The 17,670-nt window shown below is 46.8% G+C and carries 7 protein-coding genes; 4 read left to right on the top strand and 3 right to left on the bottom strand.

From position 1 onward, the window contains the following. Positions 1 to 90: 90 nt before the first annotated feature. The 3 genes from AC1EKB_RS04835 to AC1EKB_RS04825 all read right to left on the bottom strand — a co-directional run bounded on the left by AC1EKB_RS04835 (position 91) and on the right by AC1EKB_RS04825 (position 3,800). Positions 91 to 1,011 carry a sugar ABC transporter permease gene (locus AC1EKB_RS04835; RefSeq protein WP_004131368.1) on the bottom strand — a complete coding sequence of 307 codons (921 nt, stop codon included), beginning with the start codon at positions 1,009 to 1,011 and terminating at the stop codon, positions 91 to 93. Then, on the bottom strand, positions 1,008 to 2,411 hold the full coding sequence (locus AC1EKB_RS04830) for a carbohydrate ABC transporter permease (protein ID WP_481248985.1): 1,404 nt from the start codon (positions 2,409 to 2,411) through the stop codon (positions 1,008 to 1,010). Before AC1EKB_RS04830 ends, AC1EKB_RS04835 begins: the two co-directional genes overlap by 4 nt. Positions 2,412 to 2,570: 159 nt before the next feature. Then, positions 2,571 to 3,800, bottom strand: coding sequence for an extracellular solute-binding protein (locus AC1EKB_RS04825; protein ID WP_016636333.1), 1,230 nt, complete (start codon positions 3,798 to 3,800; stop codon positions 2,571 to 2,573). 611 nt (positions 3,801 to 4,411) lie between these two features. Between AC1EKB_RS04825 and AC1EKB_RS04820 the strand changes: the two genes are divergently transcribed. The 4 genes from AC1EKB_RS04820 (at position 4,412) to AC1EKB_RS04805 (ending at position 17,300) form a co-directional block, all read left to right on the top strand. Continuing rightward, a complete protein-coding gene (locus tag AC1EKB_RS04820; protein ID WP_481248984.1) occupies positions 4,412 to 6,109 on the top strand; it encodes an alpha-amylase family glycosyl hydrolase in 1,698 nt (565 codons plus the stop codon). Positions 6,110 to 6,395: 286 nt separating this feature from the next. Then, a complete protein-coding gene (locus AC1EKB_RS04815) occupies positions 6,396 to 7,169 on the top strand; it encodes a TraX family protein (RefSeq protein WP_422114358.1) in 774 nt (257 codons plus the stop codon). A 254-nt stretch (positions 7,170 to 7,423) separates the two neighbouring features. Beyond that, the gene (locus AC1EKB_RS04810) at positions 7,424 to 10,231 is read left to right on the top strand and encodes a glycoside hydrolase family 31 protein (RefSeq protein WP_481248983.1); all 2,808 of its coding nucleotides are present in this window, start codon (positions 7,424 to 7,426) and stop codon (positions 10,229 to 10,231) included. 904 nt (positions 10,232 to 11,135) lie between these two features. Then, entirely contained in the window at positions 11,136 to 17,300 is a 6,165-nt protein-coding gene (locus AC1EKB_RS04805; RefSeq protein ID WP_481248982.1) for a peptidase, read from the top strand. The last annotated feature ends 370 nt before the right edge of the window (positions 17,301 to 17,670 follow it).

Genomic DNA, 17,670 nt, shown 5'->3' with positions numbered 1-17,670 from the left:
TAAATTATTTAGCATAAAATACGAAGGCCGAAACGCTTTTAACGCTCGGCCCCCATATTTCACCAAACTCTACAATTAATGCAGAGCTTACTATCCCTTAACAGAGCCAGACATCGACTCTTCGTAGAATCGTTGCATAACAATGAACAGGATTGCGATTGGAATGGAAACGCACACAGCTCCAGCGGAGAATCGTGCGAACCAGTGATTAATGTATTCTCTCTGCAGCATTTGGTACAAGCCCAAAGCCACAGTGTAATTATCTTGAGTACGAGCAATCGTCTTAACAAGAACGAAGTCAAGCCATGGACCCAAGAAGCTAACAATAGCTTGGAACACAATCATAGGCTTGCATATTGGAAGAATAATCTTATAGAATACTTGCCAAGTTGTGCAGCCATCCAAGTAGGCGGCCTCGTCCAAAGACTTTGGAATCGTATCCATATAACCCTTCATAACGTAGAAGCCCATGCCGCTACCAGCAGAGTAAACGATAATCAGGGAAATAAGAACAACGGAGCCATTTGTTAATCCAAAAGCCTTCAAAATGAAGTAGATAGCAATAACTGCCATGATGCCTGGGAACATGCCAAGAATCAAAGCAATGTTCATAAATGTCTTACGACCGCGGAAACGCAAGCGAGACATGCAGAACGCTACTACAAGCACGAAGAACAGAGAGATAATGCACACGAAAATAGACACAATCAAAGTGTTTAAGAACATGCGTGGGAAGTCAAGAACTTCTCGCTCAGTAAACAGCTGAATGTAGTTGTTAAACGTGTACTTAGTTGGGAAGAATGTTGTTTGGTATGGAGCGGTGTTTTGGTTAAAGCTTTCCAAGAACACCCATACGATTGGCGCGAGCCAAATAATAGACATAATAATCAGGAAGATATGAGTGATGATATCTCCGATTATGCGGCGCACGCGCTGATCGCGCCAGAATGGAACGCTGCGTGTGCTATGCACAGTTTGTTCGCTTTGCATAAGATCCTTCTTATTACTCACCGGAATCCCTCCTCATTCTTGTAGGAGCCAGAGTTGCGGTATGTTATCAAAGCAACAATCGCAAGCACAATGAATGTCATAATGCCGATTACCGCGCCCATGCTGTAGTTATCTTTATCAACCGTAAGCTTGTACAGCCATGTGATGAGCAAATCAGTCTTACCTGCCGAAGAGCCGATTGGTGTTGGCTCGCCGCCAGACAAGAGGTAAATAACGTTGAAGTTGTTAACATTGCCAGTGAACGTTGTAATTAAGTATGGAGTCATAACAAAGAAGATGTATGGCATAGTAACGTTCATAAAGCGCTGCCACCAGCTTGCACCATCAAGTTCTGCTGCTTCGTAAAGTTCTGCTGGAACATTTTGCAAAATACCAGTGATCTGCATGATTGTGTAAGGAATACCAACCCAAAGGTTGATGAGAATAACGGTAACCCTTGCCCAAGTTGCATCCTGGAAGAATGGCAGTGGAGAATGAATCCATCCAGAAGAGATGAGAAGACGGTTAATAGCGCCATCTCTTTGCAGCATGCTGTGCATAACGAGCAAAGACACAAACTGTGGAACTGCGATTGTAAGCGAGAAGCAGATGCGCCACAAGCTCTTAAGGCGAGTGGTACGCCTGTTAATAATCATTGCCATAAACATGCCGAAGAAGAAGTTCAAGAATGTAGCGAAGAAGGCCCAAACAAGGGTCCAAATCAAAACATCGAAGAAGATTCCAGCATTAATGGTTCCAGTTGTGTTTCCAAGAATCTTAACAAAGTTGTTTAAACCAACCCAGTGGAAAAGAAGTGTGTGGTCACGGTCGTAGTTTGTAAACGCCATTGAAATCATGAATGCTAATGGCAATACCGTAAACAGAACAATTCCAGCGGTTGGAAGAGTCATAAAACCAACGTGCGCGTGGCGGTCGAGCAAAGATTCAACATCTTTAACAAAGGTGATAGGCTTTTCTCCGCGCTTTACAAAGGATTGAGACTTGTATGCGCTGCGCAAAGACAAAGTAGCCAAATAAACTAAAACAATAATTGCTGCAATGCTCATAACGCCATACAGCAAAATCTCAACAGAATTATCTCCAGCAACGTAGTGCCAGAAGCCGTTAATCTTTACTCTGCCTTGCTTTCTAGTGCCGAGAGTACCGAATTTTGGTAAATATTCCGCGCCAGTTGTGGCCAAGAAGGCAAGAACTCCAGCCTCGCATAGAAGAAATACGAGACCTTTCACGTACTGTTTGCGAACGAAGTTACCAAAACCGAAGATAATTATCGAAACCCAAGACAGTGCGTCTGCGTGCTTTGCAGCCTCCTGTAGTGAGTATTGCGAAGGAGCCACAAATTCATCGGCAGAAGGTGCCTTCTTTCGCTTCCCTCGCTTGGTGGATGTCGTGCCAGTCATGACATGCCTTTCCGTAAAATTGTGGGGCTTATACAAGCAAAGAACGCCCCGCCCCGATTTACTATTCTTAGGGGAGCGGGGCGTCCTTGCCGTGTTTTTCTAAATATTATTTTCTTTTAAAAGAAAATAATATTTAGAAAATAGTTTGTAAGTTAATACTTACTTCTTAAGAGCTTCCTCAAAGCCCTTCTGGAAGTCTGCAATCTTTGCAGCGGCGTTGCCGTCGTTGACTTCCTTGTTGGCCAATGCAGTACCGAAGGTCTTCATTGGATCCCAGAAGGCACCCATTTCTGGAACGGTTGGCTGCAAGACAGAAGTCTTAGCAATGGTGTTCATCTGAGCAACAGCGGCTGGGTTATCCTTAACAAGATCGCTCAAAGCCTTAGCAACTGGGATGTCGCCGTGAAGCTTGTACATCTGCTCCTGGGATTCCTTAGAACCGAGGAATGCAGCGAACTTAGCGGCCATCTCTGGAGCCTTGGAGTTAGGGTTGTAAGCAACAGCCTTAGAGCCAGCGAAGGACTTCATCTGGTGCTCGCCATCTTCGGACTTAAACTTTGGAAGCTGAGCAGCAGCGTAGTTGTCGCCCAAAGCCTTCTTTACGTCGCCAGCATCCCAAGAGCCAGAGAAGTAAGCGTCAACAGTGTGGTTCTTAATGCCAGACAAGCCAGCGCCATCGCCATCCATTACAAAGTTCTTGTTCTGAATGAGCTTTGCAACATACTTAGTGATTTCGGCAGCCTTGTCACCAATCTTGATGCCAGCCTTGCCGTCGTTGCTCTTCTCACCGAAGAGGGTCATGTTGCCATCAAGGTAGAAGCCTGGAAGGTACCAAGCGTTGCTAATGTCGAAAGCAACCTTGCCCTTTTCGAGCATCTTATCGAGGGACTTAACGTCTTCGTCGGAGAACTTGGACTTATCGTAGTACATGAACCAAGTGTTGCCCATGTATGGAACGCCATAAAGCTTGCCGTCTTGAGCGGTTACAGACTGGATGATGGTCTCATCGTTGTCTTCCTTAACCTGCTTTGCAGCGTCATCGCTCAACTCGCCAATTGCGTTTGCCTTTACCAAGTCGCCGAGCTGATCGTTAGGGAACAGATAAACATCGGCAGCAGCCTTAGCATCTTGCTTAACTGTCTTAGCAGCATCTGGTGGTGCAACAACAGCGTTCTTAAAAGTAACTTCTGGGTGATCCTTCTGGAAGGCTTTCTCCATAGCCTGAATCCAGCCGCCAGCCTTCTGATCTTCGGAAGAAGACCATACGGTGAGCTTTACTGGGTTCGACTTGCTGCTGGAGCCAGCATTGGTGCTAGAACCGCATGCAGCAAATCCAAACATAGTGGCGATTGCGAGGCCTGCGCCCAGCACTTTCTTCATATTCGTCATCCTTGACCTCCTATATCATGCCAGCTTGGCATGTTCTTTGGTGGCATAGTAACAAATTTCATGTGGCGCAACTTTGACGTTTTGCTGCGTTTTTGCAGCGTCACATTTGTTGTTGAAATCTGTTTATAAGCAATGTGTAGTATACACGTATATATTGTAGTTGGCAAATCATGTTGCGCGCTATTAGAAAAATTTCCGCTAAAGTTGTTTATTTTTGATAAAAAGTTGTATTTTATTTTGCAAATCAGTAAATTTATCGGAATTTTATTTTGATAGCGCTCCGACCTACCTTTTCGCGCTATGTTTTGAGCGAAAAGGCAGGTCGTCGCGCATGTTTGTTCCCGTTTTGGGTCAAATGGGGAACAAATGCAGGAACACATGCCTGTGTTTGTTTACGTTTTTGGTGTTTTGGTAAACAAATGCAGGAAAGTGAATAGTAAAATAAAATTAGACAAGATAAGTCAAGTCAAAATAAAAGAGATAAAAAGAGATAAGATAAGTCAAAATAAAATCAGATAAGATAAGTCAAAATAAAAGACAAGTCAAGTCAAAAAAGACAAATCAAGCCAAAAATTAATACACGCCAACAAAACCAACAAAACGGGGGAAATATGCAAAACGAACATGCGCAATGGCTGCGCGACGCCGTATTCTACGAAATCTACCCACAAAGCTTCTACGATTCAAACGGCGACGGAATCGGCGACATTCCAGGCATAATCGAAAAACTCGACTACGTAAAATCGCTTGGTTGCAACGCAATTTGGCTAAATCCTTGCTACGATTCGCCATTTAAGGATGCAGGCTACGACGTGCGCGACTACAAAAAAGTGGCATCGCGCTACGGCACAAACGAGGATTTGCAACGTCTTTTTAGCGAAGCACACAATCGTGGAATGCACATTTTGCTAGACCTTGTTCCAGGTCACACAAGCGAAGAGCACGAGTGGTTTAAGCAAAGCTCGCGTGCGCAAGAAAACGAGTTTAGCAAGCGATACATATGGACCGACAGCGCGTTTAGCGGCTATTCCATGCCGTTTATTGGCGGTGAAAGTGAGCGAGATGCAACGTATATTCTTAACTTCTTCAAATGCCAGCCAGCGCTAAATTACGGCTTTGCGCAAAGGGATCGCGCGTGGCAATCCGCGCCAAATTCCGCGGAGGCGGCTCAAACGCGCGCTGCAATGGTTGATGTTATGCGATTTTGGCTTTTGCTTGGCGCAGATGGATTCCGCGTAGATATGGCGGATTCGCTTGTAAAAAACGACGACAACAATGGCGAGGGGAGCCTTGGCAAAGACAACACGATTCGCGCATGGCAAGAAATGCTGGGCGCTGTAAAAGCCGAGTATCCGCAGGCTGCTTTCGTTTCGGAGTGGGGCAGGCCGCGTCAGGCGCTGGCTGCTGGGTTCGACATGGACTTCTATTTGAATTGGCGATGGGATGGGCAGCCAAACGGTTATGCGCGCCTGGCTAGAGATGTGGATAATGCGCTAGATGGCAATCCCGAGCACGACCACAGCTACTTTAATGCGCGCGGCGGCGGCAGCATTTGCCCATTCTTAGACGATTATTGCCCGCAATATGAAGCCACTTGCAACGAGGGCTACTTTAGCTTTATAACGTGCAATCACGATACGCCGCGTTTGGCTCCGCGATTAAGCGAGCGCGAAAGGCGGATTGCGTTTGGCATGATTCTTACAATGCCAGGTGTGCCGTTTGTGTATTACGGCGACGAAATCGGCATGAAATACCGCGATATTCCTACAAAAGAGGGCGGTTATGCGCGCACGGGTACGCGTACACCAATGCAGTGGGATGATTCCAAGAATTTTGGATTCTCTGCGGCCGCAAAGTCGAAGTTGTACCTGCCTGTTGAGGTGCGCGCGGATGGAAGGACTTGCGCAAATTCGCGCAAGCAGGCCGTGCAAAGTGGTGAGATTCCAACGGTTTTGAGGCAGGAGCAGGATGGCGATTCGCTGCTTAACTGGGTGCGCGCGCTGATTGCTTTGCGTCACGAGTGCGCGGCGTTGCATGCGGATGCCACTTGGCGAGTGTTGTACGCGCCTGTGGATGGTCGCAGCTTTGCATACGAGCGGTGCGCGGTTGAGTCGGATGGTGAATGCTCTACAAATCGATGCGTTGTGGTTATGAATCCTGGATTAAACGAGGAGACGATTTCGCTTAGCGCGCTTGCAGGGCTTACAACAGAGGCGATTTCGCAGCCGCGGATTTCGGTTGGAGCGGTTGCTTGCGATTCTTCCGCGCTTAAACTCGGCGCGCAGTCCTTTGCGGCGTTTGTTTTATAATGAGCTTTTCCACAAATTCGTTACATTTGTCTCGCACATGAGACATTTGTAACGTTTTTTGGGTCGGATTTGTTATATTTGTCTCGGCTGTGAGACATTTGTAACGTTTTTCGACTGATTTTCGTTATATTTGTTTCGGCGGCGAGGCATTTGTAACGTTTTGGTACAAATGCACTACAGAGATAATGCAGAGATTTAAGGCGGAGTTTGATACAATTGCAATGATTATGCAATGATGGCAAAGCTATACGCACTTAACGCCACGCGTGCGAGCAAGAGGTGAATTATGGACGCGCTAAAACTCAAAATCCGCGCAGACAAGAACATAAAAATGGGGATTACTCTCAAAAAGTTCAAGCTGCTCGGCGCTGTAATGATGATGCTCAGCGCGTTCGGCACAACCGTGATTCCGCACCTTTTTGGCGGCCTTTCCAGCACTAATATGTGGAGCCTCACCGCTGCCGTAGTGTGCGAAGTTGTAAGCTGGTCGGCCCTGCCATGGTATGCGTGGCTGCTCGTTCGCGGATATCAAAACACGCATAACCTCAACCTTTACACGCTTCGTCTGCTTGTGCTGGCTCTTATTTGCGAGGTTCCGTACGACTTTACAACCTTTGGCTGCGCTTTCGATATGCGCTCGCAAAATCCAGTGTTTGGGCTTGTTATTGCGCTGTTTGTGCTTTCGGGAATCGACATGGTTCGCGCGCGTTTTAGTGGCGCGCAAAAAGTGGCGTCAATCGCAGTGATTTTGGTTGCAGGAATATTGTGGAATCTTTTCGGAAGAGTCGGCTTTAGGCAGAATATTTTTTGGGGCGGAGCTTTACTTTTAGGATTTGTTCTTATCTTTAGATTCCTAGAAAACCACGAGATTCGCATGGAGCTGATTGCTGGCGCTTTCGGCGCTATGTCGCTTTTGGCGCCTGGCGTTGGCGTGGCTGTGTTGCATTACCGCAGTCCGTATGGCGACGGCCCTAAGCAAACTAAGCAATTCCGCTGGCTTATGTATGCGTGGTATCCGCTTATGCTTGTAATCGCAAGCGTGTTCACGATTCTGCTTTAGGCGCTATCTTAAGCCTTTATCTTTAGCCTTTATATATACGTTGTAATTTTTTATTTAGTCTTGAGAAGAGTGGCGTAATTTTTACGGCTCGGTTGCTGGCGACTTTTCCGCGGCGCGTATCGTTTTGTAAATGCAAACGTTTGCTGTATGATTTTGGAAGATGCAACGCAGCAACATAATTAATGCAGCACAAGCAAAAGCAATGCAGCACAAGCAAAAGCAAAAAGCAAAGAAACAAAGCAAAGAGGCGTAAAATGACTTTGAATCCGCAAGAATCGCAAAATATTCAAGACGCGCAAAATATCCAAGACGCGCACATTTTTTACGATTACGCTAAAAATCCGCTAGCTAAGGCAAAAGAATCGCAGGTTATAAGCGGCAAAAATTGGCGAATTACGTTAATCACGGATTCGCTTGTGCGCCTTGAGTGGAGCGAAAACGGCGGATTTGTAGACGCGCCTACGCAAACAGTTGTAAGACGAAACTTCGAGAGCAGCGCGCAGTTTGCCGCGGAAAAATCGCCAGCAACCGAAGATGAAGCATCGCGCGCTTTTAATCCAAAATCTGTTAATCCAAAATATAGTGTAAAAAATTTGGAAAATGGCTGGATAGAAGTCGAAACCGAAAAACTACTGATCACGTACAACCAGCAGCCGTTTAGCAAAGAGGGCTTGAGCATTGTTGTGCGCGGAGTGCCTGGGTCGCAATTCAACACGTGGCATTACGGCGACGAGTGCCACGGCAATTTGCTCGGCACTGCTCGAACAGTGGACGAGGCGGATGGAGCCGTAAAGCTTGGAACGGGCGTAATATCTCGCGATGGGTGGGCCGTGTTAGACGATTCGCGCTCGGCAAAAATCGCGTATGCGGCTGCTGTTGATGGAAAAGAAAACCCATACGGGGCATGGGTGGAGCCGCGCGCAAAGGCGGATGGCAGTGTGCCTGGCGAATCCTCTAAAGACCTATACTTCTTTGGCTACGGTCACAACTATATAGGCGCAATTCGCGACTTTTACAAGCTTACGGGCGCGCAGCCGCTTCTTCCGCGATTCGCGCTAAGCAACTGGTGGAGCAGGTACTACAGGTATAGCCAAGACGAATATTTGCAGCTGATGAGCCGATTTAAGCGCGAAGGCATACCGTTCTCCACGGCAGTAATCGACATGGATTGGCACGTGACGGATGTGGACCCAAAGTATGGTTCGGGATGGACGGGCTACACGTGGAACCGCGATCTGTTCCCAAATCACCGCGCGTTTTTGCGCAGCCTTGCCAGCGAAGGGCTTTCTGCAACGCTTAATTTGCACCCGAGAGACGGCGTGCGCGCGTTTGAAGAAGACTATGCGCAAGTTGTGCGCGATATGGGGATTGACCCACAAAGCGGCAAGGCAGTTGAGTTTGACCTTACAAACCCACGCTTTTTGAATGCGTACCTAAACTTGCATCGGCGCATGGAGGGCGAGGGCGTTAGATTTTGGTGGATTGACTGGCAGCAGGGCGGAGTTACAAAGCAGGCTGGGCTGGATCCGCTTTGGATGCTTAACCACGTGCATTACCAGGATTCGGGGCGCGGCGGTGCGTGGCCGCTTACGTTCTCGCGCTACGCTGGGACTGGTTCGCACCGCTACCCAGTGGGATTCTCGGGAGATAGCGTAACAACGTGGGATTCGCTGGCTTTCCAAACCTACTTTACGGCCACAGCTTCCAACATTGGATACGGTTGGTGGAGTCACGATATTGGCGGTCACATGCTTGGCGTGCGATGCGATGAGTTGGAGGCGCGCTGGTACGCTTTCGGCGCGTTTAGCCCGATTAATCGCCTTCACTCCAGCTGCTCGCCGTTTGCTGGCAAAGAGCCGTGGAATTTCCCAGCCGAGACGCGCAATGCGATGGTTAAAATGCTGCGACTTCGCGCGCAATTGCTGCCTTATTTATATACGATGAATTATCGCGCGGCGGTTGATGGCAGACCAATTGTAGAGCCAATGTATTGGCAATCGCCAGAAACGCTTGCAGCATACGAGATGCCGAACGAGTACCGTTTTGGCAGCCAGCTTGTTGTTGCGCCAATCGTTAGCAAGGGGTGCGCGCAAGTTGAGCGCGGATGCACTGCCGTTTGGCTTCCAGAAGGCGATTGGTACGATTTCTTTGACGGAAGGCGCTATGTTTCGCGCGGCGGTGCTGGCCGCAGATTTGAGGTTTGGCGAGGAATCGACCGCGTGCCAGCGTTTGCGCGCGCTGGGGCCATTATTCCAATGCAAGTTTTGCCGAGCGAAGCGTCTTGCGCAAGTAGCGATCAGGCGGCGGCTGCGGTTAATAGCGTTGAAAATCCGCGAGATTTGCGCGTTCTTGCATTCCCAGGTGCGAACGGCGAGTTTGTTATGCGCGAAGATAACGGCAGATTTGAAGACGCGTGCGCTGGGAAAACTGCCGATACTCGCATGGAGTTGATTTGGCGCGACTCCTGCGACGGTGATGGCAATGCGTCTACACAATTTGTGATCAATGCCGCAACGGGTTGCAGTAGTGCTGTTGATTCGCTGCCTTCTAATCGCGATTGGAGCGTGGTGTTTAAGGGCGTTGCTTGCCCAGACTTTGGCAAAATTCGCGTTTTTGTTGGGGAAAATCAGGTTGAATCTAAGGCTGTAGAAGTTTCATATGAAGGCGAAGAATCTACGCTAAGTCTTACTGTTTCTGTGCACAATGTGCCTGTTGGCGATTGCGTGCGAGTGATTGTGGATGGCGGACTGTGCATTGCGCAAGACCCTAAGGTTGGCGATTGCTACAGGCTGCTACTTAAAGCGCAAGTGCCATACCGCGGCAAGGAGATTGCTTTTGACGCGATTCGCCAGGCTGGCGGTAGCGCGAGTGCTATAAGCGAGCTTTGCGCGCTTGAGTACACTAGCGAGAGCGATTTTGAGCGCTACCAGCAAAGCGTTGACTTGACTAATGCGCATGCGCCGCAGCACCCAGAGGTTGCTAAGTGGGCGCAATGGAAGTGCACGTTGCCTGACTCGGTTAAGCGCGCGCTTGAGGAGATTTTATTGCGCAGCGCGCTTTGACAGAGCTTTGACCAAGATTTGTTACAAATGTCTCACGAGCGAGACATATGTAACGATTTTTGACTGATTTTCGTTATATTTGCATCATTGATGAGACATTTGTAACGTTTTTTTGCTTAATTTCGTTATATTTGTCTCGTTCATGAGGCAAATATAACGCGAACGATATTCCTTGTTTGGTATTGCGCGCCTTCCTTACTTGGTATGTAGGAGGGCTGGGTGTTTCTACGCTCGCGCGGATTAGCCGCGCTATGTCGCTCGCGCAGATTAGCTGCGCTCACGTCTTCGCCGCGCAGAAGCAGTGCTTCTGCCTGAGCGGCTCAGCGCGCAAAATTGCCTTCGCGCGCTACGCTTCAAGCGCTCCGGCAGGTTGGCGCGCGCAGCTATTAGTAGCCGCTCGGCTGATTTGGCACATAAAGTCCACTGGACTTTATGCTTGAGCCAAATCACGCTTTGAAGGAGCTTGAAATGCATTATGCAATTTCAAGCTCAGTCAAAGCGCCTTTCGCGCTACGCTCTAAGCGAAAAGGTAGGTCGTCGCGCCACAAAGGGTCTAAAAATGTGATTTGTCTCATATACAAATGTTTAGATAGTTAAGCTAAAAACGGTGTTTGGCGTGTTGAAATCGCAAGAATTTTCTAAAAAATTATCTCGCAAAAACCCTTAAAATAAAAGGCCTGGGGGGGGGGGTACCTCTCCCTGAAAGCTATAAACATTTGTTAGTTGTCTTCAAAATTTTTTCTAAAATGTTATAATGATTTATCAAAGGGTGATTACATCATTATAGATGTACGCTATAAGACTTTGTAAAACTATTGTCAAAAACTATAAGGCTTTGAGAGCTAAGGTTGGCGCGCAAAGCGATATCAAATAAATCGAATTAAACTCACGGAAAGAGGAGAACATGACTACAAAATCTGCTAAACATTCCAACAAGGCATTTGGTTCTGAAAAGGATAAGGCTGCGAAGGCTGTTGATATTCGTAAGGTGGCTGCTCTTTCTGTTGGTGCTGCTGGCGTAATCGCTGGCGCTGCGATTGCTTTTGGCGCAACTCCTGCAATGGCTGCGGAGGCTACTTCTGCGCCTGTTAAGGAGGATGCACCTGTAAAGGAGCAGGATTTAACTGCTAAGAATGATGATTCTAAGACTTCTGATGATTCTAAGAAGAAGTTTGATGAGAAGCAGCAGACTGATGAGACTAATCAGAATAAGCAGACTGTAGTAAAGATTGATAATACTGAAGGTAAGACTGATGTTAAGTCTGAGGGCACTACGTCTGTAAATAAGCAACCTGAGACTCCTGCGCCTGTAGATCAGAATCGCGCTTCTAATGGTGGCACAAACGAAGTAGCTTTCTCTAGTCAAACAGGTGAAATGCCGAACGTTTATGGCTTTGGCACAGTGGATAATCAGTATGATGAGCAACTCGCAAATAATCCTATAATATTTAAGCTTCCTAAACAGCAAGATACTAATGGAGCAGATAAGGATGTTACGCGTGTAACTGTATTTCCTTCACCTAAAAACCATATTAATACCCCAAAAACTTCAGGAAGTATTGATTTTGATTCCGCCAATGATGGACATCAGCCATATTCTGGCGAATATGTGTTTAAACAGAACGATGATGGTTCTGCAACACTTACCATGAATAGGATTTTCCGTAAAGATGAACGTGGTGATTCCAAAGCTATTAAGAATGCGCAAGGTTATTCTGCAACGCGTTCGATTCAGATTAATCCAACTCCATTTCAGGGAACTGCTAAAGAAGATGCAGTATCAGATCAATTCAGAGCGGCTCTGTTAGTACCTCCGCAAAGTGCTGGAACTATTGTTAAAAAAGTAAGTGATGCTGATATCACCGACACTGATGTCAACAATGCTATGGATGATGCTAAAAAGAATGGCAAAACAACGCATGTTGGCAAGAGTGGTATTGATGGTCTATCGCTAGAAGCACAAATTCAAGCGTTAAGCAATGTTGGTAAACGAAAGTTAGATACTATCGCTGATAAAATTCCTACTAAAAGCAACGAATACGATAAGAGTGCATTAACGAAAGCAAATAGTAAAGTTGGTGTATCTATTGTAAATACCCATTTCGTTACTGATCTTGGTTTTAAGTCGCAGGCTATTCCGCTGACTATTGTGCGTTATAACGATGTTATTGATAAGCCAATTGTGGACGACCCGAACAGCATCTCCGAGGATGTAAAGAAAGAAATCGCACAGAAGCTCGCAAAGATTAACAGCGTAAATCCAAATAAAATCACGTTTGACGAAGCTGGTAATGCTGTAATCCACTTCGATGGCGTGGATGAAAAGGACGCTCCTAAGATTAAGCTCAGCGACCTTGTGTTGAAGAAGCTCAAGGACACTGAGTACAAAGTTCCAACTGGTAGCGAAGCGGTCTTTGTTGCTAACCCACTCGATTACTCAAAAGCTGAGATTGACCGTATTAAGACAGCTATTTTTAATGCTAACAAAGACAATGAAAAGATTGGCCTTACCAGCAAAGATCAGATTTCGCTTTCGTACCTTAAGGGCAATTTTACTGCAGCTGGTAAAGCTAATGAGGGCATTTCTAACGGTCAGGCGGAAAATACGATTACCGTTAAGATCAAGACCGATAAGGCTGTTGCCGAGTTTACGTCTAATGTAAAAGAGAGCAAGCTTACAAAGCTTCCAAATATTCGAACAGATTACGACGTTTCGTGGACTAAGACTAAGATTGATGGTCGCGATACCGACGAGGGTATTTCTTGGAGTAATGATAGTCACACAACTATCATCTATCGTTACGACCCAACTAAGGCACAAGAGTTTGATACAACAAAGATTCTTGGCTTGCTGAAGGCCACGCCAAAAGACAAGCAAGCTGGTTTGCGTGACCTTCAGGGCGGCGAGCTGCTTTCCTATGAAGGTACAGGGACTAACGCGCAGAAGTCGCACATGCACTATGCGTTGCAAAATGGCGAGCCAACGGGCGAGCTTACGCTTGGCAATATGAGCGGCGCTTATTGGCAGGGAAGTCAGAAAGTTTCTAATTCTGACGTAGACCTCGGTGATAATTTATCAATAGCTGGTTCGTATTCATGGGATCCAGAAGCTGGCTCTGTAACGGTAGCCGGCAAAAAGGACAAGATTTACAAGGCACGTTTGTTTGTTCAGCCGTATGCAATGTCGTACTATAAGGATGTTTATCTGGAGAAAGGCCGCAATACAGGCAATACAGCAAAGGCAATTAACGTTATCTTTGTGCCGCAGATGAATCATAAGAAGGATAATCTTAAGGCATCTGTTGATAAGCATGCGGTGACAAATGATGGCAAGAAGACGCCTACCGATGCTACCTATTACAACGCATCGGACGCTAAGAAGAAAGCGTATGATGATGCGCTTAGTGCTGCTCAACAAACGCTTGAAAAAGTTGGAACTAAAGCTGATACTGATTTAAGTGAAGAGCTTAAGGCTGAGGTTGATAACGCAACGATTAACCTTAATAAGGCTCGCGCCGAGCTTGATGGTGACGCCACAAAGAAGGAAGAGCTGAACAAGTCTATTAATGAAGATGGCACACCTGCTCCAGGTCAGCAAGCTACAACTGGTACGAAGGCAAGCGATAAGTATAAGAACGTTACTGAGCCTGACTTTAAGAAGGCCGATGGTTCTGATGACACCGAAAGGAATAATGCTGCTAAGAACGCCAAGACAGCTTACGATGAAGCGCTTGCTGAAGCTGAGAAGGTAAAGGCTGACGACTACGCCACACAAAAGGCTGTTGACGACGCTAAGGCAAAGCTTGATGCTGCGCGTAAGGAACTTGATAAGTACAGCACTAACAAAGACAAGCTTAATGCTGCTATTGCTGAGCATGGTCAGGTGAATACGGGCGATGCTGCTAAGACTGGCAACGACAAACTCAAGACCGCCGACCCAGCTTATCAAAACGCAAATGATGATGAGCGAAAAGCATACGATGCTGCTGTAAAGAAGGCAAACGAACTTTCTAAGGATCCAAACGCTTCTCAAAAGGAAGTGAACGAGGCTATCAAGAAGCTTAAGGATGCTAAGGATGCGCTCGACAAGAACGCAACCGACAAGGCTCCTCTTGATGCTGCCGTTCAAAAGAGCTTCGATAACCCTGATCCAAACGATGCTAACAAGCAGAGTGTGTTCTATAAGAATGCAGAGGCGAAGACTAACGATCCTGATGCACAGCAAGCCGTTAAGAATTACGATGACGCACTCGCAGAAGCTAAGAGAGTGCTTGGTGACAAGAATGCTACAAATGCCGATGTAAAAAAGGCTAAGGGAGCGCTTGAAAAAGCAGAAGAAGCACTTCATGCTGATAAGTATCAAACAAAGGCAACTGATTTAGCTGAAGCTATTGCGGACAACTTCAGTGGTTATTTGATGCCAGCCTACTTCAATGCCTTTGATAAGGCGCACGCTGAAGGCGAAAATTCTCAAGCTGCTAAGGACTTCAAAGACTATAACGACGCTTATCACGCTGCAAAAGACTTGATGAAAAATCTAAAGAAGCCTGGTAGCACTATAGCGCAAACAGAAGTTGACAGAGTTAAAGATAAGCTGCTTGCTGCGCGCAAGATTATCGACACCTACGCAACCGACACCAGCAGGCTTTCGGCAGCTGTGTTTAACGATATTGCCATACTACACAGCCCAGCATACAAGAATGTGTCCGCAGATGATGCAAGTAAAGAAGCGCAGGCTGCTAAGCAGAAGTATGACGATGCCGTAACGAAGCTAGACCATGCGCTTGATAAAAATATGCCTAAGGATAAGCAGGGTAATACAGAAATCCCAACTTCTAATACTCCTGATGCGAATATTGATGTTAATAATGCGAATGCATTGGATAATATTCAGGCACATGCACATGGCGAGCCGCTGAATAGGGATGTTGATGCAATCCTTAAGGAAATGAACGATGCTATTGCAGATTTGAACAAGTTTGCGACTAAGACCGACGATTTGCTTAAGTCTGTTAACGAGCATGACAATACCAAGCAGACGCCTGCGTATAAGAATACGGAAAAGCCTGACTATAAGGGCAAAGATGGTACGACTGCTGATGCTGATAAGAACGCTAAAGCATCTGCCGCAAGGACTGCTTACGACGACGCTTTGAAGGCTGCTAAGAAATTGCTCAAGAAGCCTGATGCAACGCAGAAGGAAGTCAACGACGCTAAGGATAAGCTCGACGCTGCTCGCAAGGCTCTCAACGCCTACAACACCGACACCACCAAGCTCGAAAAGAGTGTTGGTGAACACGGTAAAGACGCAGAGGGTAAAAATCCTGCTGTTAAAGGCACAAAGGATTCTGACGCATACCGTAACGCGTCTGATCCTCACTTCATGAAGGCAGATAAAACTAACCCAACTAAGTTAGTTGAAGATACCGAGAAGAATAACGATGCTAAGGAAGCTAAGAAGGCATACGACAAGGCATTGGCCAAGGCTCAGGAGTTGCTTGCAAAGCACGACCCTAATAGCAATACGCCTTTGGATGAGCAGCCAACTCAGGAGCAGATTGACGAGGCTCTCAAGACGCTCGACGAAAAGCGTAAAGCTCTTGATGTCTACAAAACTGATACCACTGAGCTTGACAAAGAAGCAAAGAAGTCTACTGCTGAGCATGCTGCTGTTACTGAACCCGACTTTGAGTATACGCCTGAGTTCCAGAATGCTGATGCTAAGAAGAAGGATGATGCTGACGGTAAGAAGGTAGACAATGACGATGTTGCTGCATATAAGAAGGCGCTCGACGCTGCTCGCAAGCTAGTATCTGATGCAACAGATACAAACAAGAAGCCTTATGAACGTCCAACGCAGCAACAAATTAACGATGCACTCGATGCTTTGAAGCAAGCTAAGAGGCAGATTACTGATAACTACAAGACCAAAGTCGACGATTTGAAGACTGAGGCTGGTAAGGATTCTGATTTCACTAAGACTCCTGAGTATCAGAATGCTGCTGGTTCTCCTGAGGTTGAAGCCTACAAGAAGGCACTCGAAGACGCTAAGAAGGTTCTTGGTGACAAGAATGCTACTCAGGCGCAGGTTGATGATGCTTTGAAGAAGCTTCAAGAGGCTAAGAAGAATCTTGCTGATTCTAATAAGACTGATAAGACCAAGTTGCAGACTGAGTCCAATGCTGATGGCGACTTCACCAAGACTCCTGAGTATCAGAATGCTGCTGGAAGCTCAGAGGCTGAAGCTTACAAGAAGGCGCTTGATGAAGCGAATAAGGTTCTTGCTAACAAGGACGCAACTCAGGCGCAGATTGACGAAGCTTTGAAGAATCTTAAGCAAGCTAAGGATGACCTTACAAGAAAGTACAAGACGGATAAAACCAATCTGAACGAAGAGACGGGCAATGATTCTGATTTCCGTAAGTCGATTCCGTTCTTGATTGCAGATGGCAAGGATATAGCTGAGTACAACAAGGCGCTGAATGATGCAAACGCTGTGCTCGCGGATCCAAACGCTACGCAGGCTCAGATTGACGAAGCGCTTAGAAAGTTGCAAGCTATAAGGCAGAAGATGATTGACTTCTACAACTCGCTTGGTTCGGGTAGTAGTGATGACGATTCCGACGGCAACAACAATGGCAACAATGGCAACAATGGCGCGGATAATGCAAATAACGCAAACGCAAACGCTGTTGATAAGTCAATGTTGCAAGCTGAAGTGAATGGTGCTCTTGCAGATGTTGCCAATGGTGCTGGTGCTGGCGCTAAGGTTGCAAATGGCGTGGATGCAAGCGTTGTTAAGGAGTTTAATGATGCTCTAGAAAACGCTCGCCGCGTGCTTGCTGACTCTAATGCCACTCGCGAGCAGGTTGAAGCTGCGACTATGCGACTTCGTGCAGCTCGTGCGGCTTTTAATGCTGCAAAGGCGAACAAGGGCAGCAACTCGCGTGGAAACATGGGAGTGCAAACTGGCGTTGATTCCGCAACGCTAAGCGCGTTCGCTGCTGTGTTTGTTGGGCTGGCAGGATTTGGAGTGTCTGCTAAGCGCCGTAAGCACTCAAGTAGATAAAAGTTTGCGCTCTAGTAGCGTTCCTTAAAAAAGCGTTCACATTTTGTTTTGTAGTATGAACGCACAAAATGGCTTGGAGATAATCTCCAAGCCATTTTTGTGTTTTGCTACGACCTGCCTTCGAGCTTAAAGCGTAGCGCGCGAATCGACGATTTCGAGCTGCATAATGCGTCATTTTCCTCTTTCTGTTGTTTCTTTTCCCGTGTTTGTTCCCTATTTAATCAAAAATGGGAACAAACGTGGGGGGTGTTCTTGTGTTTGTTTCCAAAATCGGCTGAAATGGGAACAAACGTGGGGGGGGTGTTCTTGTGTTTGTTTCCAAAATCGGCTGAAATGGGAACAAACGTGGGGGAAAAGAAACAAACGTGGG

The organism is Gardnerella sialicivorans subsp. sialicivorans, assembly GCF_056746795.1.
The sequence above is the reverse complement of the archived record's forward strand: the minus strand, read 5'-3'. Positions and strand labels throughout refer to the sequence as shown.